This is a genomic window from Paracandidimonas lactea, from assembly GCF_021653995.1.
Taxonomy (GTDB): domain Bacteria; phylum Pseudomonadota; class Gammaproteobacteria; order Burkholderiales; family Burkholderiaceae_B; genus Allopusillimonas; species Allopusillimonas lactea.
The window spans coordinates 492191-511129 of the sequence record NZ_JAJJOZ010000001.1; the positions used below are offsets into that span (position 1 = coordinate 492191).

The following is an 18939-nucleotide window of genomic DNA, read 5'->3' on the forward strand; positions in this document are numbered from 1 at the left end:
TACTGACAAGGATAATCCTTGACATCATGGGAAGGTCAAGCAGTCATACCCGCCGCATTCATGAAAATACGCAGCACCCAGGCCACCACACCCAGCGCTGCGACGCTCAAGGCCCAGATCAGCATCAGCCAACCCAAGCGCCGGCCCCAGCGCCGTGCGGTATTGCCCGCGTTGTGGCCGCGTTCAGTGGTAGCCCGCATCGGCGCTCACCTTGCCGCGAAAAACATAATACGACCATGCCGTGTACATCAGGATGAAGGGCACGATGAACAGGGCGCCGACCAGCGCGAAGCCCTGGCTCTGCGGCGGCCCCGCCGCCTGCCAGATAGTGATGGCGGGCGGTATGATGTACGGCCACACACTGATCCCCAGCCCACTATAGGCCAGGAACACCAGTGCCAGCGTTAGCATGAATGGCCCCGCGTGCGGTTTGGCGGCCAGGCTGCGCAGCAAAAAGTACGTGGCCAGCAGCACCAGTAGCGGCACCGGCGCGAACCAGAACAGATTGGGCAAGCTGAACCAGCGCTGCGCAATGGCAGCGTGCTCCATCGGCGTCCAGATGCTGATGGCCACGATCACCGCCAGCAGAACCAGCGTCAGCGGCCGAGCCAGACTGCGCATGCGCTCATAAAGGCTCCCTTGCGTTTTGACGATCAGCCAGGTGCAGCCAAGCAAGGCATAGCCGGCCAGCAGCCCCAGGCCGATGAACACTGAGAACGGCGTGATCCAGTCGAGCGGGCCGCCAGCATAGGCACCATTCTCCACCGGCATGCCGTGGATGAAGCCGCCCAGCGTCACTCCCTGGAAAAACGTGGCCATGATTGAGCCCGCGATGAAGGCCTTGTCCCACCAATGGCGGTGCGCTTCGTTGGCCTTGAACCTGAACTCGAAGGCGACGCCCCGGAAAATCAGACCCAGCAGCATGAAAATCAGCGGCAGCATGAAGGCATCAAGAATCACCGCATAGGCAAGCGGAAAGGCGGCCAGCAGCCCTGCCCCGCCCAGCACGAGCCATGTTTCGTTACCGTCCCACACGGGTGCCACCGTGTTCATCATGGCATCGCGGTCTTCCTTGTTCGGAAAGAATGGAAAGAGAATGCCGATGCCTAGATCGAAGCCGTCCATGACGACATACATCAGGACGCCGAACAGAATAATCACCGCCCACAGCAAAGACAGATCAATACCCATGATGTCACCTCGCAGGCCTGTGCATACCGTTGTCACGATCGGGGCCCTGGCCTGTGCCCTCGGCAGCGGTTTCGCGGGCGGCGGAAATAGGCCGGGCCGGCCGCCGCGATTCGCCGTGCTCATCGGCCACCGGTGCGGCTTCATGTGGCACCGGCCCGCGCCTGATTAATTGCAGGATGTAGCCGATGCCCGCGCCAAATACGACGAAATACACGATCACAAACAAGGCCAGTGTCAAGGCGACCTCGCCGCGGCCGTTGGGCGTGACCGCGTCGGCGGTGCGCATGACGTTATACACAATCCAGGGCTGCCGACCGACCTCGGTGGTGAACCACCCGGCGATGATGGCAATCAGGCCCGCAGGGCCCATACAGAGGGCAAAACGCAGCAGGCCGCGCCGCTCGAACAGGGTGCCCCGCCACCGCAGCCAGGCGCCCCACAGCGCTTGAGCCACCATGAGCAGGCCTAGCCCGACCATGATGCGAAAACTCCAGAACACCACGGTTGCGTTGGGCCTGTCCTCCGGCGCATAGGATTTCAATCCTGGAAACTGCCCGTCCCAGCTATGCGTCAGGATCAGGCTGCCCAGATGCGGCACGGACACGGCAAAATGGGTGGTTTCGGCCTCCATGTCGGGCCAACCAATCAACGTGAGCGGCACACCTTTGCCCTCCTCGTTCTCCCAGTGCGCCTCCATGGCCGCGATCTTTGCGGGTTGATACTTGAGCGTATTGAGCCCGTGCAAATCCCCCACAAAAACCTGCAGCGGCGCCACGAACAGCAGCATCCACATCGCCATGGACAGCATCTTGCGCACGGCCGTCGTGTCGTTGCCACGCAGCATATGCCAGGCGCCCGATGCGGCCACCATTAATGCCGTAGCCAGAAAGGCTGCCAACGACATATGCACCAGCCGATAGGGAAACGAAGGATTGAAGATTACTGCCAGCCAGTCTACCGGCACCGCCTGGTTGTTGATGATCTCGAAACCTGCCGGCGTCTGCATCCAGCTGTTGGAGGCCAGAATCCATGTGGCGGAGATCAGCGTGCCCAGCGCCACCATAATGGTGGAGAACAAATGCAGGCCGTGGCCAACGCGCTTCCAGCCGAACAGCATCACGCCCAGAAATCCGGCTTCCAGAAAGAACGCAGTCAGTACCTCGTAGGCCAGCAATGGGCCAGTGATGCCGCCCGCAAAACGCGAGAAGTGGCTCCAGTTGGTGCCGAACTGATAGGCCATCACAATGCCCGACACTACGCCCATACCGAAGTTCACCGCAAATATCTTGATCCAGTAATGATAAAGATCGCGATAGACAGGCTTGCCAGTGGCCAACCAACAGGCTTCGAGTACGGCCAGGTAGCTGGCCAGGCCGATGGTGATGGCGGGAAAAATGATATGGAAAGCAATGGTGAAACCAAACTGGATCCGCGCCAGCATCAGGGCGTCAAATACCATGCCGCACTCCTTGCGATCCAGCCCGGGCGACCTCGGCTGTCGAGGTGCGGGCTGCTCGATACGGCCACTGTAGCGCAGCGTGCGGACGGGCGAAAGTGACAAATTGTCCTGACTCGACGGGCATGAGGCTTGCTGGATATGGATGGCATCAAAGCGGGATGAGGGCTATAGTGAGTCTGTATGGAGCAGGTTCGGGGCATGCGTCACGCTGGTTCACAATCAGGAGGGCACTATGCTACGCAGAGTCGGCAGTTTGAAAGACTATGCCATCCAGGCTACGGATGGCGAGTTGGGCAAGATCCGCGAGATGTATTTCGACGAGGAGCAGTGGGCCGTCCGCTACTTGGTCGTGGACACGGGTAAATGGCTGACGCGGCACGAGGTCCTGATTTCGCCCTACTCGGTCGACGGTATCGATGACGAGCACGGGAAGGTGCTGGTGTCGCTCACACGCGAGCAGGTCGAAAACAGCCCTGACATCGATACCCATCAACCATTGTCCCGCCAGCTCGAAGGTGAGTTTTCCGCTTATTACGGCTATGGCCACTACTGGACCGGGCCTTACTTGTGGGGCGCCGATGGCGCGCCCGTCATGCCATTGCCGAACACGCTCACCGAGGTCGCTTCCGCTGCTGTGGCCGAGGAGTTTGGCCATGCCGCCGACACACATTTACGCAGCAGCGCTGAAGTGCACGGCTACCATATCGCCGGCACCGACGACGCGATCGGCCATGTCGCCGACTTCATCTTCGACGACGAAACCTGGGCGCTGCGCTATCTGCTGGTTGACACGCATAATTGGTGGCCAGGCGGCAAAAAGGTACTGCTCGCCCCCGAATGGATCGAGCATATCGATTGGGCCGATGCGCTGGTAAAAACACGCCTGACGCGTGAGGAAATCCGCAACAGCCCAGAGTATGTCGAAGAACTCCCCATTGCCCGCGACTACGAGAAACGCTTGCACGAGCACTACCGCCGCCAGGGCTACTGGGATGTGTAAACCCCACGGGGCCGGCGCTTGCCAGCCAGGCCCCAGGGCGTCGGCCTGTCAGGCCGACGCCTCAGCGGCGCCTGCGGGCGAGAACATTTGCTCCAGGTTGCGCCGCATGGCGTAAGCCGCGGTGGATGTGTCCATGGCCACATCGTCCCACGTCAGGCTCTGCCCCTTGCGCACCGGCCGCACCACCTTGATGCCATGCGCCAGGCCCAGTGGCAGGCCGCCCGCCGCCAGCGATATTTCGGCAGGCGTGAGTTTGCCCCACACCGTGTAGCCGCCTTCGCCATCCAGCAGCTCGCCGGGAGCGAGATCGCGTTTGGCGGTGGCCACCACATCGGCGCGCCAACACGTGGCCGCACCGGTAGGTTCGCCGCGCAGCGCCACCGAGGCCACCGACATACCCACCTCCAGGCCGATCAGGTGCCAGCGCTTGTACAGAGTGAAGTAGCGTCCGCTCGGATCCGTCTGTGCGTTGTATTCCTCGAAGCAATGCTTGATATAGTCGGTTTCGGCCTCTACTGTTACCCATACCCCCATGCGGATGTCGTAATCGATGGTGTGACCATCCCGGTGCAACGACGACACCACTTCCACCATACCCTTGCGTTCAAGAGTGCCGCCTTCGCTGCGCGGCCGCGTGACGCTGGGGATATCGGCAACGCTTGCAGGTGGATACTGCAGGCCGTTGGATGGCACATACAGGCCAGTGGCGTTGGCAATGGCAGCGCTTTCAATGGAAGGCTTGGAGCCATCCAGAAAGCTGTTGAACATTTTGGGATTCAGGCCACCGCGCTCGGCCTGCTCGGGGGTAAGGCCATAGTTGCCCCAGACCGTATCGGGCGTGGATTCGCAGAAATGCGGCAGCCATTTATGGCCGCGGCCCGCTGCCACCACCGGGAAACCGCAGGTGCGCGCCCAATCGACCAGGTCGCACACCAGGGCTGGCTGATCGCCGAAAGCCAACGAATAAACCACCCCGGCCTCGGCCGCGCGCCGGGCCAGCAGCGGGCCACAGAAGGCGTCGGCCTCGACCGTGACGTTGACCACATGCTTGCCGTTGCGAAATGCCTCCAGGCAGTGCTCGACGGCAGCCACGGGGTTGCCCGTACACTCGACCAGCACATCGAGCTCAGGCAGCGCGGCCAGCGCTTGCCAATCGTCGGTGATCCACGTGGTGCCGTCGCGCAGCGCCTGCGCGGCCGATGTGGCCGCCACGCGGGCGGGATCCCAGCCAACACGGGCCAGGTTGCGCCGCGCTGCCTCGGGAGACAGATCGGCCACGCCGACCAGATGTACCCCTGGCGTACGAGGTATCTGGGCGAGATACATGGAACCGAACTTGCCCGCGCCCACCAGGCCAATGCGCACGGGCCGGTTGTCGGCCTGCCGTTGCTGCAGTTTCAGGTACAAACTCATTGCCTCTTCCTTTGTTGATCTGGATGACGGTTTTACTGAATTGCGGTGCCGTGCTGCCGGGAAATGCCGCAGCCTGCCCCTTTGCGCGCCCGTGCAGCAACGATGCCAGGTGATGGCCTTAACGTTTGCGCCCACCCGCCACGCGGCGCCTGGCAGGCTTGCGGCGCACCGATACAGCTTCGGGGGTGCCAGACCAGCTCAGTTCGTATGCCGCATCACGCCGCACATTGCCTACCAACGCAGGGCGAAAACAGGCCAGATTGGTACCGCCGGGATGGCGCACGCTAGGGTACACGATACCGAGAGAGCCGGCCTCCAGCAAGCTTGCCGCGAGTGCTTGCGAGGCGACATAACTGCGCGTGTCGAGACAGCGGGCGTATCCCCGCGCCTGGCGGATATCGTGAAAACTGCCGCTGAAATCGGCCAACATGAGTTGGTAGCTGACGGTATCGTGAAAGTAGCCGATCTCGGCATATTCCACTGTTTTATGGAAAATGACCTCGGCCAGCGCGGTGTCGACGTCAAACGCACAGTACCAGGCGCCCCGCTGCCCGTCGTTGAAGCGGCTGCCTTCGGGCCGTGCATAGGTGAACGCACCATTGATGATCCTGAAATTGGGCACGCCGAATACCAGCTCATCGATGCCTATACCCGGCAAGGCACCGCGCTCGGCCGCCAGGCGCTGGTTGGTGGCATTGTCGAGCGCGAACAGGTCGGCGAGTTCGGTGTCGTTGTCGGCCAAGGGCGCCAGCACAGAGTCTTCTTCCGCGGCAAAACGGGAAGGCAGCAGGCGGCAGGTATCGGCTTGGCGCAGCGCCGTAAGGGGCGGCAGCCGCATGCCTAGATGCCGCCGCGACGCGCGTCAAGCAATTGGCGCAGCGTTTGCATGGCCGGCAACCCACCCTCCAGCAGGTAGCTGAGCGGCGTCTTGCCGCCGAACAGCAGGTTGCGGTTGGGCATGGAGACCCATAGGTCGGCGAGCTTGTCGCCGTACAGGATATGCAACGCCTTATAAATGCCCAACAGATAGGAGATGCGCGTCAGGCGGTCGACCTCCAGTACCCTGTCGGGGTGTTTCTTCCATTCGTAGAAGGCGCTGCTGGAAATGCCGCCAAGCAGCGTGCAGGCGTCTTCGTCCCGAAGCTTCCAGGCCTGCGCGAGTTTGAAGAAAGCCTTCAGGGCCGAATGCGAGAGGCGTTCGCGCGCAGCCTTGTCGTTCAGGTCGGGCACGACGGCTGGCTCGAAGCGGCTGAGCGGGTAAGCGTATGCGAAGCTCATCGACGACTCCTTATCTGGATTTTATTTTATCCAGAGATGGATATCTTAACCTTTTGCCGTCGACATGGCCAGTACTGGCGCTGCCCTGCCCCGCCGCTAAACAGAAAGCAGCACCACCCCGGCAACAATGATTGCGCAGCCCGCCAAGCGGGCAATCGATGCCTCTTCTTTGAGAATGAAAAAGCCGGCGATCGTCGCCAGCATCAGCGACACTTCGCGTAAAGGCGCGATCAGGCTCACTTGGCCGCCCAATTGATAGGCATAGAGCACCAGGATATAGGCCAGGGGCGACAGCACCGCGACAGCCACCGCATACTTCCATTTGCCGCGCATCTGTTCGCGCATGGCGCGCCGGCGCAACCAGGCGCGCGGCGCCAGCAGCGCTGCATTGCCGAGTGCCGACAGCCAGTCCAGAATCACTGGCGCCACCAGCAGCACTTTGACGCTATAGGCGTCGGCCACCGTATAAGCCGCAATGAACAGGCCGATAAAACCGCCCCAGCCTACGCCTATCCACGCATGCGGCGAGGCAAAACGGCGCAGCGCGCCACCGGTTGCAATGAGCAGGATGCCGGCCACCACGCAGAGTATGCCGGCCACCCCAACTGCCGTGGGCTCTTCGCCCAGCCAGATGAACGCGCCCAGGCTCGAAAGGAGCGGCCCTGTGCCGCGCGCCACAGGGTAAACCACCGACAAGTCCGCCGCCCGGTATCCCCATTGCAGGCTCAAGCTGTATCCTAGATGCAGCACGCTGGACAATGCAATGAAGAGCACCACCGGCACACTCCATGTCATCCCGTCCACCACCAGGATATACAACACCCAGGGGGCATAGAAAATCGCTGACAGCAGCCGGTAGGAAAACACAAAATCGCCCGCCGCCGCCGCTGCCTTCTTGGAGATGAGGTTCCAGGTGGCATGCAGCGCGGCCGCACAAATGACGAGCAGGAATGTTTCCAGCGTCATGCGGGCGACCCATTAACCGCCGTGGCCCACGGCCGTGACTCAGTAATCAGAGGATTTCCTGCACGACTTCTGCCGGCCGGCACAGCCGCGTGCCTTTGGGGCCGACAACGAAGGGACGATTGAGCAGTATGGGATGTTCGACGATTGCGTCCAGTAGCTGATCGTCGGTGAGCGTGGCGTCGTCCAGGTGCAGTTCTTGATAGATGGCTTCTTTGGCGCGCATGGCCTCGCGCACCGTCAGGCCTGCGTCAGCGATCAACTGGGCGATCTGTGCGCGTGAAGGCGGTGTCTTGAGGTATTCGATGATTTCGGGGCTATGGCCGTTATCCTGCAGTGTCTGTAGCACCGTGCGGGACGTACCGCAGCGAGGGTTATGATAGATTTTCGTCATTGTTGTCTTGCCGGTGTGCATCGAAGGCAAATCAGAGATTACAGAATGGCGAAACATGCGTGAAACAGGCGTGTTTCGTTGCTCATTATCTTAACGCAGTTTGCCGCACGCACCGCCGGCGCCCATCACAGAGGATTCACTGATGATCGATCTGTATTACTGGACCACGCCCAATGGGCACAAGATCACGCTTTTTCTTGAAGAGGCCGGCCTGCCGTACAGGATCGTACCGATCAATGTCGGCAAGGGCGAACAGTTCGATCCCGCCTTCCTGCGCATTTCGCCCAACAACCGTATCCCCGCGATTGTCGATCACGCACCGGCCGACGGCGGCGAGCCGTTGTCCGTCTTCGAGTCCGGCGCAATCCTGACGTACCTGGCCGAGAAAACCGGACGCTTCCTGCCCACAACCCTGCGGGGCCGCGTGCAGGCCACACAGTGGCTGTTCTGGCAAATGGGTGGCCTGGGCCCCATGGCGGGGCAGAACCATCACTTTTCCCGCTATGCGGTCGAAAAAATCCCCTATGCAATCGATCGTTATGTGCGCGAAACCAGCCGGCTCTATGGCGTGCTCAACAAGCAGCTGGATGGCCGTGAGTTCATCGCCGGCGAATATTCCATCGCCGACATAGCTTGCTATCCCTGGATAGTGCCTCACGAAAGGCAGGGCCAGGCACTGGAAGACTTTCCGCACCTGAAGCGCTGGTTCGACACCATCGCTGCGCGTCCCGCCACACAGCGCGCCTATGCGCTGGCAAGCAAAATCAACACCGCACCGTCGATCAGCGACGAGGAATCTCGCCGGATACTGTTCGGCCAGGATGCAGGGACGGTGCAATGATGAATGCGAAATCGAAAGGCGCTGCGTGTGCCGTATATAGCATGTGGCGGATCCAGACGCACGGCGGTTTCAGCGACGCGCGGACGCAATCCTTGTACGCACCGGGCGCGCTGAAACGCGGCGCTGGTGCGGCGCGGGCCCGATTCGGCCGCCTGGCGCTGGCGGGCCTGCTGGCGGCCACGCTGGCGGCCTGTGCGAGCCGGCCAGGGGATATTTCGCGCATACCGGCCCAGGTGGGCCAGGAAACCGGTAAACAGGGCGTGTTCACCCAGCCCGTCAAATGGGAAAGAACCCGGCCGGGCTGCAAGGGTGAATGCCCCTCCATAAAGGTGGATTCCATTGTCTTCCCGGGCAACGGCGAACTGACCGAGCTGGTGGACCAAGGCCTGGCCTACATGACGGGGGTGGATGCCACCGTTACCCACCCCTACGCCACCATCGCAGAGTTCGAAGACTACTTCTGGAAAACCGCCGGGCCGCGCGATTCCGTGGTGTTGGCGGCCAAAACGGTGTATCGCAACCGCACGCTTACATCAATCGAGCTGGATACCTGGCAATATCTCACCGGAATGGCGCATGGGCTATCCGCAACGCGCTACCTGAATTGGGACAACTCCGCCGGCAAGCTGCTGGCGCTTGGCGATGTGCTGCGCCCCGGTGCCCGCGACGCCTACCTTGCCGCTTTGCGCGCCGCACACCAGCGCTGGTTGGACACCAACCCCGATGCTCGCCATGACCGCGCCGCCTATGAGCGTATGTGGCCTTTCCAACCCAGCGACAACTTCGCCTTCACCGACAGCGGTCTGGTGGTGCGCTACAACGCCTACGAAATCGCACCCTATTCGGCGGGGCAGCCCGAGTTGGCCATCCCCTACAGTGAGCTGGCCGATGTCCTGAGGCCGGCGTTTTTGCCGGCGCAGGGATAGGCAGCCTGTTATGGCGAAGTCGTGACAAGCACGGTTACTGCGACAAGCACGTCTCCAATCGGAAGGAAAAATCGTACGCACACATGCTCCCCTACCGGAGAGCTGTTGCGCCTAAAGTGCTCTCATTCGCCCGCGCCGGCTATGGCGTTGAGGGCTTGTTGAAGCGATCCAGGTCGAAGTAGCGCGATGTACCCTGCTTTGCGGACGGTGCCGCTGCAGGGGGCGCGGGCGGTTGCGGCGGTGTCGCGCGCGGCATATCGGGCGGCAGGGTGTCGACACCAGGGATGCCGAATGCGCCCGGCGCGCCAGCCTGGGCGGGCGTGTTCGTCGCGTTGTTGGCACCGACGCCGCCTTCATTGACGCTGGCACTGCCAACGCCAAACGTTTCTGGTTGGTCAGCCGCCACGCGCTTGGCACTGCGATCGGCCTGCACCCGGGCGGACAGATCGTCCAGCTTTTTCGCCAACCCGTCATGCTTCTTGAGCCGGGCCCAGTCTGCGGCATCCATTTTCTGCAGGTTCTGCATGGTCGCGTCAGCGCCGTGGTCGAGGAGGTAGCGCACCACATCCTCGCTGCCTGCGCGCGCGGCCATCATTAGTGCGGTGGTGCCGTCGGGCCCCGGCGCGTTCACAATGGCTTTGTTGGCGATCAGCATTTTCACGGTTTCAAGCTGGCCGGTCGACGCCGCGTATTGCAAGGGTGTCCACCCCAGCCGGTTTACCTGTGCGCCCCGGTGAATGAGTGCGCGGGCGCGCTCGGTCTGCCCCACGACCGCCAGGTACATAAGCGGCGTTTCACGGTTCTTGTTGATGGCGTTGAGCGATGTGCGGCGGTCTGCGGCAAGCACATCGAAAACCTTCCAAGCGCTACTGCGGATCGCCAGCATGATACCCGGCTGGCCGTCGGGGCTGACCGCATTGGGATCTGCGCCCTGACGCAACGCCTCTTCGACCTTTGCGGCCCTGTCGTTGGCGATGTCCACCCACCAGCTTTGCGGCACCGCCGCCTGGGCGGCGATGGTCAACAACATGGCGGCGGCGAAGGCCAGGAATCGACTCAATAAGCTGCGCATATGTTTATGTGTATAAATCGTTAAAAATCAAGTTGATAGAGTATTTATATAAAAATTAACTGTAGATTTAATTTATTAGATAAATCACATTAAATAAAATATGTAGTATATTGAAAATATTGAATTTATTGATGTATTCACATCAATAGAAACAGAGGGCCGCACCAAAGATAAGCACTCCCAAGCCGATGAGGGCTAGCCTCTGGCTAGCACTTCCATTTCCAAGAGCGGGCCTTAGGGCCTAAGGCCCTAACGTTTTATTTTGCTGAACAAGCTGAAGAAGTTTTCTGTTGTCTGTTCACCAATCTGTTGCACGGAAATGCCGCGCAAGTCTGCGATCTTTTCAGCAACGTGGATAACTTTTGACGGATCATTGAGCTTGCCCCTGTGTGGCACAGGCGCCAGGTATGGCGAGTCCGTCTCGATCAGCAGGCGATCCAGCGGCACCCGCGCAGCCACGTCCTGCAATGCGACAGCATTCTTGAACGTGACAATCCCCGACAGCGAAATGTAGAAATTCATCTCCAGGGCTGCCTGCGCGACCTCCCAGGACTCGGTAAAACAGTGCATCACGCCGCCGTACTCTCCGGCCCCCTCTTCCCGCATGATCCGCAGCGTATCTTCACTGGCCGCCCGCGTGTGGATGATCAGCGGCAGGCCGGTTTCGCGGCTGGCGCGGATGTGGGTACGGAACCGTTCGCGCTGCCACACCAGCGGCTCTTGAAGGCGATAGTAGTCCAACCCCGTTTCGCCCAGGGCTACAACCTTGGGCGAGGCGCTCATCTCGACCAACTGCGCCACGGTGGGCTCTACTTCGTCTTCGTAATCCGGGTGAACGCCTACTGAGGCGTAAAGATTGTCATGCGGGGCCACGAGCTCCATCAGGCGCGGCCAGGCGGGCAGATTCACGCTGACCACGAGTGCGTGGCTGACGCTGTTGCGTGCCATGCGGGCGAGGATGTCGGGCAGGTTCTCGGCCAATTCAGGGAAATCGAGATGGCAGTGCGAGTCTACAAACATGGTGGTGGTACTTCTGAGCGATGAAGTGAAACGGTTGTACTACGCGGGCATCGAGCGTGGTGTTCGCCGAGGCTTCCCAATGAACCGGCCTGACCACACCGGGCCGCGCACGCCTTGGCAGGACTGTGCGCCGGATCAGGCTCACGGCCGTTGAGCGCCCGCTGCCGGCGCACAAGCCAGTGCAACTCGCTGAAGGGCGCTGTGCACAAACAGTTTGGCATTAAGCGGATGCCCCGCAATACCGCGCTGCTGCGCCAGCCATTTGGCGGTATCGCCCAGGGCGGCCGGCGCCGCGCGGGCGGCAATGGCCGAAACCTGGGATTGCAGCGCGGGATAATAACGCGCGGCGGCACCGGCGCGTGCCAGCAACAGATCGACAAACAAGCGTTGCAAAGCGTCGATCCAGGCTTCGGGTGCAAGCTTTTCGACCTGATCGGCGCAGCCGCCGATTTCAGGTGCCTGCCCACGGGCCAACAAGGTGGAGAACTCCACCAGCCAGTGCGGGCACGGTGTATCACCTGATTGTGCCATGGATCTGGCTCGCAGCGGCGCCCCGCCTGCCGCTGCCAACCATTGCTCAGGCTGCGCGACACCCTCTCCAGCCAGCCATTGTACGGCGTTGGCATGGCTGGGCATGGGCAGCGGCAGGCGTCGGCAGCGCGACACCAAGGTGGGCAATAACCGATCGGGTGCGTCGGCCACCATTAGAAAAACTGTATGTGCGGGTGGCTCTTCAAGCACCTTGAGCAAGGCGTTGGCGGTGATGGTGTTCATGGCATGGGCTGGGTACAGCACGGCCACCCGCCAGCCGCCCCGATGCGTGGCGGTGTTGAACCAATCACCCAGTGCGCGCAATTGATCGATGCGTATATCGCGCGATGGGGCCTTTTTGGCCGCCGTGCCAGCACCCTCGTCTTCACCAGGCTCGCCCTCTTCGAGTGCCACCGCGTCCGGACGAATGCGGCGCAAATCGGGATGATTGCCGTGGGCTACCCACAGGCAGGCGGCGCAATGGCCGCAGGCCAGCCCGTAGGTGGGCTGTTCGCACAACAGACTGGCGGCCGCGGCCAGGGCGAATTGTGTCTTGCCTATGCCGGGCAGGCCGTGAATCAGCCAGGCATGTGCGAAGCGCTCACGGTGCCCCAGCCAGTGCTGCGCCGTATCGTGCTGCCAGGGCAGAAAACCAGGCAGGCCGACGGGGTTCTCGCTCATGCCTGCCCCTGGGCGGGGATATCGCCCGCAGGTGTGGGCGCGCCAGACCAACCGCGCACCAGAGCGTCCAGTTGGCTGGCAAGCAGCGCTCGTATCGCGGCAATGGGCTGCGTGCTGTCGATGACACACAGTCGATTGGGCTCGCGCCGGGCTAATTCATGGTATGCCTGCCGAGTACGGGAAAAAAACGCAGCCCCTTCCCTTTCGAAGCGGTCTGGCTCGCGCGCGTCGGCGAGCCTGGCTCGCGCGACTTCAAGCGGGACGTCGAACAACCAGGTGCGGTCAGGCCCGAAGCCCCCCAATGCCCAGGTATCGAGGGCCCGCACGGCTTCGTAGCCCAATTCACGACCACCCCCCTGATAGGCGTAACTGGCATCGGTGAAGCGATCGCACACTACCCAGGCGCCCCGATCAAGCGCGGGCGCGATCACGCTGCGCACATGCTCGCAGCGTGAGGCGAACATTAGCATGGCCTCGGTGCGGGCCGTCATCTCGCAGGACAGCAGCAGTTCGCGCAGGCGCTCGCCCAGTTCGGTGCCGCCCGGTTCACGGCTGCAGACCACGGTCAGGCCGTGTGCACGCAGGTGATCGACCATCCACTGGACGTGGGTGCTCTTGCCCGCGCCGTCCACCCCTTCGAGTGTGATGAAGCATCCCCGCTGTTTGGGCATGTTGCTAGCGCCTCAGGATATATTTGGCGACCGCACGGTTGTGCGAGGCCAGGTTGCTGGAAAACTCACTGCTGCCGTCGCCGCGCGAAACGAAATACAGATAGTCGTGCTTGTCAGGATGCAGCACGGCCAGCAGCGCAGCCTTGCCCGGTGCGGCAATCGGCGTGGGAGGCAGCCCTGCGCGCGTGTAGGTATTCCATGGCGTATCGGTGGTGAGATCTTTCTTGCGTATACGACCTTGGTAGGCCTCGCCCATGCCGTAGATGACGGTTGGGTCTGTTTGCAGAGGCATGCCAATGCGCAGGCGATTGATAAACACACCCGCCACCCTGCCGCGATCGCCATTGTGGCCGGTTTCTTTCTCGACGATAGAGGCCAGCACCAGCGCATCATAAGGCGAATCGAGCGGCAAGTCGGCGTCGCGGCCTTGCCAGAGCGCTGCCAGCATCTGCTGCTGGGCATGATATGCCCGGCGCAGGATGTCAAAATCGGAAGTGCCCGGCGTGTATACATAGGTATCCGGGTAGAACAGGCCTTCGGGGCTCGAAGCCTTGGCACCCAGGCGAGCAAGCAGCGCCTCGTCACTCACGCCGTCGAGTGTCTGGCGCACGTCTCCGCTTTGCGCCAGGGCCTCGCGCATGCGCCGGTACGTCCATCCCTCGACCAGGGTGAGTCGGGTTTGTGTCATGTCGCCGCTGGCCATGCGTTCCAGCAGCAACATCGGCGTATCGCCCCGCACCGCTTCGTATGCACCGGCCTGCAGACGTTTGTCCAGGCCGGTCAGACGCGCTAGGGCCACGAAACCATCTTCGTTGACCTGGATGCCCGCGGCATTGAGGTGGCGTGCAATGGCCCGCGGGCTGCTGCCCGATTCGACGAGGTAGTCGACGCGCGGCTGCGCCATTTCGACCGGCCGCGCGGACCAATACCAAGCCCCGCCAGCCGCAATGACACCGGCCAACGTCAGCGCCAGCAGCGCATAGAGTATGATCAGGGTAAGTTTTTTCATCAGCCCTCCAGTTTAGCCCAAGCTCGCCGCCCGGCGCATCCGTCGCCGCCCATTCGGCAGAGCGCCGCGCAGCCGTTACAGACCAACGCGATCATGAATAATTCCCCCGCCTCCCTTCTACCCCTGCCCGACATCGCAGTGGTGCAGGCTACTGGCTCTGAAGCCATTGCTTTCCTGCATGGCCAGCTCACTCAAGATATCCAGGGTTTGCCCGGCGGCCAGGCCCGCCTGGCCGGCTATTGCACACCCAAAGGGCGGCTGCTGGGCTCGTTGGTGATCTGGAAGGCGCCGGTTGCCGCACAGGGCGAAGATGACCCCGTGGCCTATGCGCTGGTCAAGTCAGACATTGCTGCGGCGCTGACGAAACGCATCGCCATGTTCATTCTGCGCGCCAAGGCAAAGCTGCAGGTCACCCGCTTACGGGTCTCCGGCCTTACCGTGGCACCCACCGCTCAGCAGCCCGCCGGCCTGCCTGCCCAGCCCAACGCCTGGTCGGTGGCGCAGTCGGAAGGGGCTACATATATTTGCGCGCCCACGGCAGGTAACAGTGCGGTGCGCTGGTGGGTGATAACGCAAGAACACAACGGCGCACCCGGCGAAGCTGCCGAGCCCGCCGCCGGCATGCATGCGCAATGGCAGGCGGCGGATATTGCGGCTGGCCTGCCTTGGATCCAGGCCGCCACACAAGATCTTTTCATCCCGCAGACCTTGAATTTCGACCTCATCGGCGGCGTCAACTTCACCAAAGGCTGCTACCCAGGGCAGGAAGTGGTGGCGCGCGCCCATTACCGTGGTACGGTCAAGCGGCGTATGGCGTATGGCGTGGCAAACGACGCATCAGGCGCTGACCCGAGCGCCCTTCCGGGCGTCGATACCTTCGACGCCCGGCAGCCTGACTCTCCCGCTGGGCGCATCATCAACGCCGCCCGCGCCGACGATACGCTGCACCTGCTGATGGAGGTACAGCTGTCGGATCTGGACGACGCCCAGTACAGGCTGGGCGCTGCGGATGGCCCGGCCATTCAGTTGGTGACGCTGCCCTACAGCATTACCGCCGAGGGGTGAACTGGGCAGCAGCCCCTATGCGCGGCTGCCTGGCTAGCTGCTTCGGCCGCAGCAGCCAAGGGTAGAACGGAGCCCCATGCAAAAGCTCCGTTCGGCCTTCCTGAAAGGCGCTCGGGTCGTATGACGCCAGCGGCCTTCTACTTGCGATACAGCGTCAGGATGCTGGAAAAATCCAGCCCGCCGCTACCTTTGGCGCTGTGCAGCGAGTACAAATTGCGCGCCAGTTCGCCCAGCGGTATCGTAGCCCGCGCATGCAGCGCCGATTCGGCGGCCAGACCCAGGTCTTTGAGCATCAGGTCCACGCCAAAACCGCCCTTATAGTTGTTGGCTGCGGGCACGTTTTCCATTACCCCTGGCCAGGGGTTGTAAAGCTCGGTAGCCCAGTTGCGGCCGGAACTCTTGGCGATGATATCCGACAGCACTTTGGGATCCAGGCCGTTGGCGGCACCCAGGGCGAGCGCTTCGGCCGTGCCAGCCATCAGGATGCCCAGCAGCATGTTATTGCAGATCTTGGCCACCTGGCCCGCGCCGGCCTCGCCGGCATGGAAGATGTTCTTGCCCATGCTTTGCAGGTACGGCCTGGCCGCATCCAAGTCGGCCGCGGTGCCACCCACGATAAAGGTAAGCGTGCCTGCAACGGCGCCACCCGTGCCGCCCGATACAGGCGCATCAATCATGCGTATACCTTTTGCATGGGCAGCCGCACTCACCTTGCGCGCTGACTCTGGTGCAATGGTGCTGCATTCAAGCACCAGTGTGCCGGGTGCAATATCATTGACCAGCCCCGAATCGCCCAGGTACAGGCCTTCGACGTGCTGGCTGGCCGGCAACATAGTAACGACGACTTCAGCCCCCTTTACAGCCTCGGCGGCCGACGCGGCCGAGGCGGCGCCGCTGTCCACCAGCAGCTTGACGGCCGCAGGCACCAGATCGAACACCGACAGCGTGTGCCCTGCCTTGAGCAGATTCTGGGCCATGGGCGCGCCCATATGGCCCAGGCCGATGAATGCAATACGACTCATGCTTGTCTCCTGTCAGAAATATTGTTGTGCGTGTGTTTATGGTTGCCGTGTCGTCAGCCGCGCCCCAGATCGCGCAGCGGGTGCGGCATGCTGGCAGGCCACGGGGCCTGGAAGAAACGCTGCACCCATTGCGCGGTAGCCTCGGCAGGCGTTGCCGGGTTCCATCTGGGGGTTTTGTCTTTGTCGATGATGAGCGCGCGTATGCCTTCCTGCAAATCGCCCTGCACGCCGCACTGCAGGCTGACGATGTACTCTTCGCGGAAAACATCGGCCAGCGACATCAGGCGCACGCGCTGCAGCAATGTGAAGCTGAGCCTGGCCGAGCCCGGCGAACCTGCCTTGAAGGTTTTGGCGGCGCGCTGGAGCCAGGGATCGGCTTCAGCCTCAAAGCCAGCGATATTGGCGCATACTGCTTCAAAGTCCGCGCTGTCGCAGGCTTCGCGAATACGCGCAAAGTGTGTATCAAGGGGCCCCGGCGGCAGTGCTTTAGGCGGCTTGAACGACAGCAGCGCCTGACGCAGCAGCGCATGGTCCTGCGCGGCTTCGCCCGTCCAGGGCAGCGTCGGCAGTTGCTCCATGACTGCGCCCCAGCGGGCGGTGTCTATCATGTAGTCAGCCAAACCCAGGCGCAGGCAGTCGGCTGCGCCGATCTGCGCTGCGGTCAGTGCAAGAAAGGTGCCGATGCCGCCAGGCAGGCGCGCCAGCATCCAGGTGCCGCCCACATCGGGAAACAGGCCGATTGAAATCTCGGGCATGGCGAAACGCGTCGTTTCACTGACCACCCGATGGCTCGCGCCCATCATGAGCCCCACGCCGCCGCCCATGACAATGCCGCTGCCCCAGCAGAGCAGTGGCTTGAGATAGGTATGAATCTGGTAATCCAACCGATACTCGACATCGAAGAACTCGCGCGCGTGCACATTGTTCCAAGGGTCTTTGTCGGTGTTGTCCAGCATGCCCTGATACATCCCGGTGAGGTCGCCGCCGGCACAAAATGCCTTGCCACCCTCCGCATCAAGCACCACCATGGCGATGCTGTCGTCGTCCTGCCATTGCGCCAGCCGCTGCGCCAGCATACGGCACATCTCAAGCGTCAGGCTGTTCAGGCTTTTGGGCGAATTCAGCGTGGCCACACCAATCTTTTTACCGCTGGCGGTGTCGAGTTCGCGGAAAAGCACGGGGGCGTTCATCGGATGTCTGCTCCTTTTTCAAGTATTTGCCGGGCCACGATGACCCGCATGATTTCATTGGTGCCCTCGAGAATCTGGTGCACGCGCGTGTCGCGTACCAAGCGTTCGAGCGGGTAGTCTTTCAGATAGCCATAGCCACCGTGAATCTGCTGCGCATCCAGGCAAGCCTGGAAGCATAGATCGGTGGCCAGGCGCTTGGCCATGGCGCAGTAGGTGCTGGCCTGCGGGTCGCCGTCATCAAGCTTGGCGGCGGCCAGACGCACCATCTGGCGCGACGCGACGATATGCGTCAGCATGTCGGCCAGTTTGAATTGCAGGGCCTGGAACGCGGACAGTGGCTGGCCGAACTGCCTGCGCTCCGCCATGTAGCGCCGCGCGGCATCGTAAGCGCCCTGTGCGGCACCCACAGAGCAGGTGGCGATATTCACACGCCCGCCATCCAGCCCCTTCATCGCAAACTTGAAGCCCTCGCCTTCGGCACCCAGCAGGTTTTCCGCAGGCACTTCCACGTTTTCGAACGTAATGGAGCGGGTGGATTGGCTGTTCCAACCCATTTTGTCTTCTTTGCGTCCGTATGTGATCCCGGGCAGGTCTGCCGGCACTACCAACGCTGAAACCCCGCCAGCGCCGCCCCCTCCTGTGCGCGCCATGACCACCAGTACATCGGTGTCGCCGCCGCCCGAAATAAAGGCCTTGGCGCCATTGATCACATAGGCATGGCCGCGTTTTTCGGCGCGCGTGACGAGCGACGCGGCATCCGAGCCCGAACCCGGCTCGGTGAGGCAATATGAAGCAAGCTTTTCGCCGCTGGCAAGCAAAGGGCCCCACGCATCGCGTACGGCAGGGCTCGCCCAGTTGCCCACCATCCAGGTGGCCATGTTGTGAATCGTGATAAAGGCGGTGGTGGAGGGGTCGACTGCGGCCATTTCCTCGAATACCAGCGTGGCATCGAGCCTGGGCAGGCCCAGGCCGCCTATGGTTTCGGGTGCATAGATGGCGCAGAAGCCGAGTTCACCGGCACGCGCGAAGCTTGTGCGCGGAAAAATGCCTTCGGCATCCCAGCGGGCGGCATTGGGTGCCAATTCGCCCGTTGCAAAGTCGCGCGCTGCCTGCGCAAAGGCCTGTTGTTCGTCGCTAAGGCGCAAATCCATCGTCTATGTCTCCTTGCCTTGCCGCGCGAGGTCGTACGCGCAGCCTGATTATAGTTGCCTAA

The 18939-nt window shown here is 62.0% G+C and carries 20 protein-coding genes; 4 read left to right on the plus strand and 16 right to left on the minus strand.

Annotated features, from left to right (window positions below; all coding sequences use genetic code 11):
- Positions 1–35: 35 nt before the first annotated feature.
- From LOL23_RS02305 to LOL23_RS02315, 3 genes are read right to left on the minus strand one after another with little or no spacing between them, the layout of a single operon-like run.
- On the minus strand, positions 36–200 hold the full coding sequence (locus LOL23_RS02305; protein ID WP_160976545.1) for a DUF2474 domain-containing protein: 165 nt from the start codon (positions 198–200) through the stop codon (positions 36–38).
- Complete coding sequence (cydB, locus tag LOL23_RS02310) at positions 184–1191, minus strand: cytochrome d ubiquinol oxidase subunit II (protein WP_160976547.1); 1008 nt, start codon at positions 1189–1191, stop codon at positions 184–186. The genes LOL23_RS02305 and cydB overlap by 17 nt, the downstream gene beginning before the upstream one ends.
- A gap of 4 nt (positions 1192–1195) precedes the next feature.
- On the minus strand, positions 1196–2650 hold the full coding sequence (locus tag LOL23_RS02315; protein ID WP_160976549.1) for a cytochrome ubiquinol oxidase subunit I: 1455 nt from the start codon (positions 2648–2650) through the stop codon (positions 1196–1198).
- A gap of 232 nt (positions 2651–2882) precedes the next feature.
- Here LOL23_RS02315 and LOL23_RS02320 point away from each other — a divergent pair, with 232 nt between their 5' ends.
- A complete protein-coding gene (locus LOL23_RS02320) occupies positions 2883–3650 on the plus strand; it encodes a PRC-barrel domain-containing protein (RefSeq protein WP_160976551.1) in 768 nt (255 codons plus the stop codon).
- A 48-nt stretch (positions 3651–3698) separates the two neighbouring features.
- Here the strand turns inward: LOL23_RS02320 and LOL23_RS02325 are convergent, their stop codons facing one another.
- From LOL23_RS02325 to arsC, 5 genes are all read right to left on the minus strand, one after another.
- On the minus strand, positions 3699–5063 hold the full coding sequence (locus LOL23_RS02325) for an NAD(P)H-dependent oxidoreductase (protein ID WP_160976553.1): 1365 nt from the start codon (positions 5061–5063) through the stop codon (positions 3699–3701).
- A gap of 118 nt (positions 5064–5181) precedes the next feature.
- Entirely contained in the window at positions 5182–5901 is a 720-nt protein-coding gene (locus tag LOL23_RS02330; RefSeq protein ID WP_160976555.1) for an RES family NAD+ phosphorylase, read from the minus strand.
- 2 nt (positions 5902–5903) lie between these two features.
- Positions 5904–6341, minus strand: a complete 438-nt coding sequence (locus LOL23_RS02335; RefSeq protein ID WP_160976557.1) for an MbcA/ParS/Xre antitoxin family protein — start codon at positions 6339–6341, stop codon at positions 5904–5906.
- Positions 6342–6437: 96 nt separating this feature from the next.
- The gene (locus LOL23_RS02340) at positions 6438–7307 is read right to left on the minus strand and encodes an EamA family transporter (RefSeq protein ID WP_160976559.1); all 870 of its coding nucleotides are present in this window, start codon (positions 7305–7307) and stop codon (positions 6438–6440) included.
- 46 nt (positions 7308–7353) lie between these two features.
- Entirely contained in the window at positions 7354–7698 is a 345-nt protein-coding gene (gene arsC / locus LOL23_RS02345) for an arsenate reductase (glutaredoxin) (protein WP_160976561.1), read from the minus strand.
- 142 nt (positions 7699–7840) lie between these two features.
- Between arsC and LOL23_RS02350 the strand changes: the two genes are divergently transcribed.
- Both LOL23_RS02350 and LOL23_RS02355 read left to right on the plus strand, forming a co-directional pair.
- A complete protein-coding gene (locus tag LOL23_RS02350) occupies positions 7841–8539 on the plus strand; it encodes a glutathione binding-like protein (RefSeq protein WP_160976563.1) in 699 nt (232 codons plus the stop codon).
- A gap of 41 nt (positions 8540–8580) precedes the next feature.
- Positions 8581–9465 carry an RsiV family protein gene (locus LOL23_RS02355; RefSeq protein WP_160976565.1) on the plus strand — a complete coding sequence of 295 codons (885 nt, stop codon included), beginning with the start codon at positions 8581–8583 and terminating at the stop codon, positions 9463–9465.
- Between the two features lie 139 nt (positions 9466–9604).
- Here LOL23_RS02355 and LOL23_RS02360 read toward each other — a convergent pair whose 3' ends face one another.
- The 5 genes from LOL23_RS02360 to mltG form a co-directional block, all read right to left on the minus strand.
- Positions 9605–10537 (minus strand): ankyrin repeat domain-containing protein, encoded by a 933-nt coding sequence (locus LOL23_RS02360; protein WP_160976567.1) that lies wholly within the window; start codon positions 10535–10537, stop codon positions 9605–9607.
- Positions 10538–10786: 249 nt separating this feature from the next.
- A complete protein-coding gene (locus LOL23_RS02365) occupies positions 10787–11557 on the minus strand; it encodes a TatD family hydrolase (RefSeq protein WP_160976569.1) in 771 nt (256 codons plus the stop codon).
- Positions 11558–11698: 141 nt separating this feature from the next.
- Entirely contained in the window at positions 11699–12769 is a 1071-nt protein-coding gene (gene holB, locus LOL23_RS02370) for a DNA polymerase III subunit delta' (protein WP_160976571.1), read from the minus strand.
- Entirely contained in the window at positions 12766–13440 is a 675-nt protein-coding gene (tmk, locus tag LOL23_RS02375; protein WP_160976573.1) for a dTMP kinase, read from the minus strand. Before tmk ends, holB begins: the two co-directional genes overlap by 4 nt.
- A 4-nt stretch (positions 13441–13444) precedes the next feature.
- Positions 13445–14449 carry an endolytic transglycosylase MltG gene (gene mltG, locus LOL23_RS02380; RefSeq protein WP_160976575.1) on the minus strand — a complete coding sequence of 335 codons (1005 nt, stop codon included), beginning with the start codon at positions 14447–14449 and terminating at the stop codon, positions 13445–13447.
- A 93-nt stretch (positions 14450–14542) separates the two neighbouring features.
- Between mltG and ygfZ the strand changes: the two genes are divergently transcribed.
- The gene (gene ygfZ, locus LOL23_RS02385) at positions 14543–15514 is read left to right on the plus strand and encodes a CAF17-like 4Fe-4S cluster assembly/insertion protein YgfZ (RefSeq protein ID WP_160976577.1); all 972 of its coding nucleotides are present in this window, start codon (positions 14543–14545) and stop codon (positions 15512–15514) included.
- Positions 15515–15651: 137 nt separating this feature from the next.
- Here the strand turns inward: ygfZ and mmsB are convergent, their stop codons facing one another.
- From mmsB to LOL23_RS02400, 3 genes are read right to left on the minus strand one after another with little or no spacing between them, the layout of a single operon-like run.
- Positions 15652–16536, minus strand: a complete 885-nt coding sequence (gene mmsB / locus LOL23_RS02390; RefSeq protein ID WP_160976579.1) for a 3-hydroxyisobutyrate dehydrogenase — start codon at positions 16534–16536, stop codon at positions 15652–15654.
- Between the two features lie 53 nt (positions 16537–16589).
- On the minus strand, positions 16590–17726 hold the full coding sequence (locus LOL23_RS02395) for an enoyl-CoA hydratase/isomerase family protein (protein WP_160976581.1): 1137 nt from the start codon (positions 17724–17726) through the stop codon (positions 16590–16592).
- On the minus strand, positions 17723–18877 hold the full coding sequence (locus LOL23_RS02400) for an acyl-CoA dehydrogenase family protein (protein WP_160976583.1): 1155 nt from the start codon (positions 18875–18877) through the stop codon (positions 17723–17725). The genes LOL23_RS02395 and LOL23_RS02400 overlap by 4 nt, the downstream gene beginning before the upstream one ends.
- Positions 18878–18939 lie beyond the last annotated feature (62 nt).

Coding starts and splice junctions, on each gene's coding strand:
- LOL23_RS02305 (WP_160976545.1), bottom strand. CDS start 200: ATGCGGGCTACCACTGAACGCGGCCACAACGCGGGCAATACCGCACGG.
- cydB (WP_160976547.1), bottom strand. CDS start 1,191: ATGGGTATTGATCTGTCTTTGCTGTGGGCGGTGATTATTCTGTTCGGC.
- LOL23_RS02315 (WP_160976549.1), bottom strand. CDS start 2,650: ATGGTATTTGACGCCCTGATGCTGGCGCGGATCCAGTTTGGTTTCACC.
- LOL23_RS02320 (WP_160976551.1), top strand. CDS start 2,883: ATGCTACGCAGAGTCGGCAGTTTGAAAGACTATGCCATCCAGGCTACG.
- LOL23_RS02325 (WP_160976553.1), bottom strand. CDS start 5,063: ATGAGTTTGTACCTGAAACTGCAGCAACGGCAGGCCGACAACCGGCCC.
- LOL23_RS02330 (WP_160976555.1), bottom strand. CDS start 5,901: ATGCGGCTGCCGCCCCTTACGGCGCTGCGCCAAGCCGATACCTGCCGC.
- LOL23_RS02335 (WP_160976557.1), bottom strand. CDS start 6,341: ATGAGCTTCGCATACGCTTACCCGCTCAGCCGCTTCGAGCCAGCCGTC.
- LOL23_RS02340 (WP_160976559.1), bottom strand. CDS start 7,307: ATGACGCTGGAAACATTCCTGCTCGTCATTTGTGCGGCCGCGCTGCAT.
- arsC (WP_160976561.1), bottom strand. CDS start 7,698: ATGACGAAAATCTATCATAACCCTCGCTGCGGTACGTCCCGCACGGTG.
- LOL23_RS02350 (WP_160976563.1), top strand. CDS start 7,841: ATGATCGATCTGTATTACTGGACCACGCCCAATGGGCACAAGATCACG.
- LOL23_RS02355 (WP_160976565.1), top strand. CDS start 8,581: ATGTGGCGGATCCAGACGCACGGCGGTTTCAGCGACGCGCGGACGCAA.
- LOL23_RS02360 (WP_160976567.1), bottom strand. CDS start 10,537: ATGCGCAGCTTATTGAGTCGATTCCTGGCCTTCGCCGCCGCCATGTTG.
- LOL23_RS02365 (WP_160976569.1), bottom strand. CDS start 11,557: ATGTTTGTAGACTCGCACTGCCATCTCGATTTCCCTGAATTGGCCGAG.
- holB (WP_160976571.1), bottom strand. CDS start 12,769: ATGAGCGAGAACCCCGTCGGCCTGCCTGGTTTTCTGCCCTGGCAGCAC.
- tmk (WP_160976573.1), bottom strand. CDS start 13,440: ATGCCCAAACAGCGGGGATGCTTCATCACACTCGAAGGGGTGGACGGC.
- mltG (WP_160976575.1), bottom strand. CDS start 14,449: ATGAAAAAACTTACCCTGATCATACTCTATGCGCTGCTGGCGCTGACG.
- ygfZ (WP_160976577.1), top strand. CDS start 14,543: ATGAATAATTCCCCCGCCTCCCTTCTACCCCTGCCCGACATCGCAGTG.
- mmsB (WP_160976579.1), bottom strand. CDS start 16,536: ATGAGTCGTATTGCATTCATCGGCCTGGGCCATATGGGCGCGCCCATG.
- LOL23_RS02395 (WP_160976581.1), bottom strand. CDS start 17,726: ATGAACGCCCCCGTGCTTTTCCGCGAACTCGACACCGCCAGCGGTAAA.
- LOL23_RS02400 (WP_160976583.1), bottom strand. CDS start 18,877: ATGGATTTGCGCCTTAGCGACGAACAACAGGCCTTTGCGCAGGCAGCG.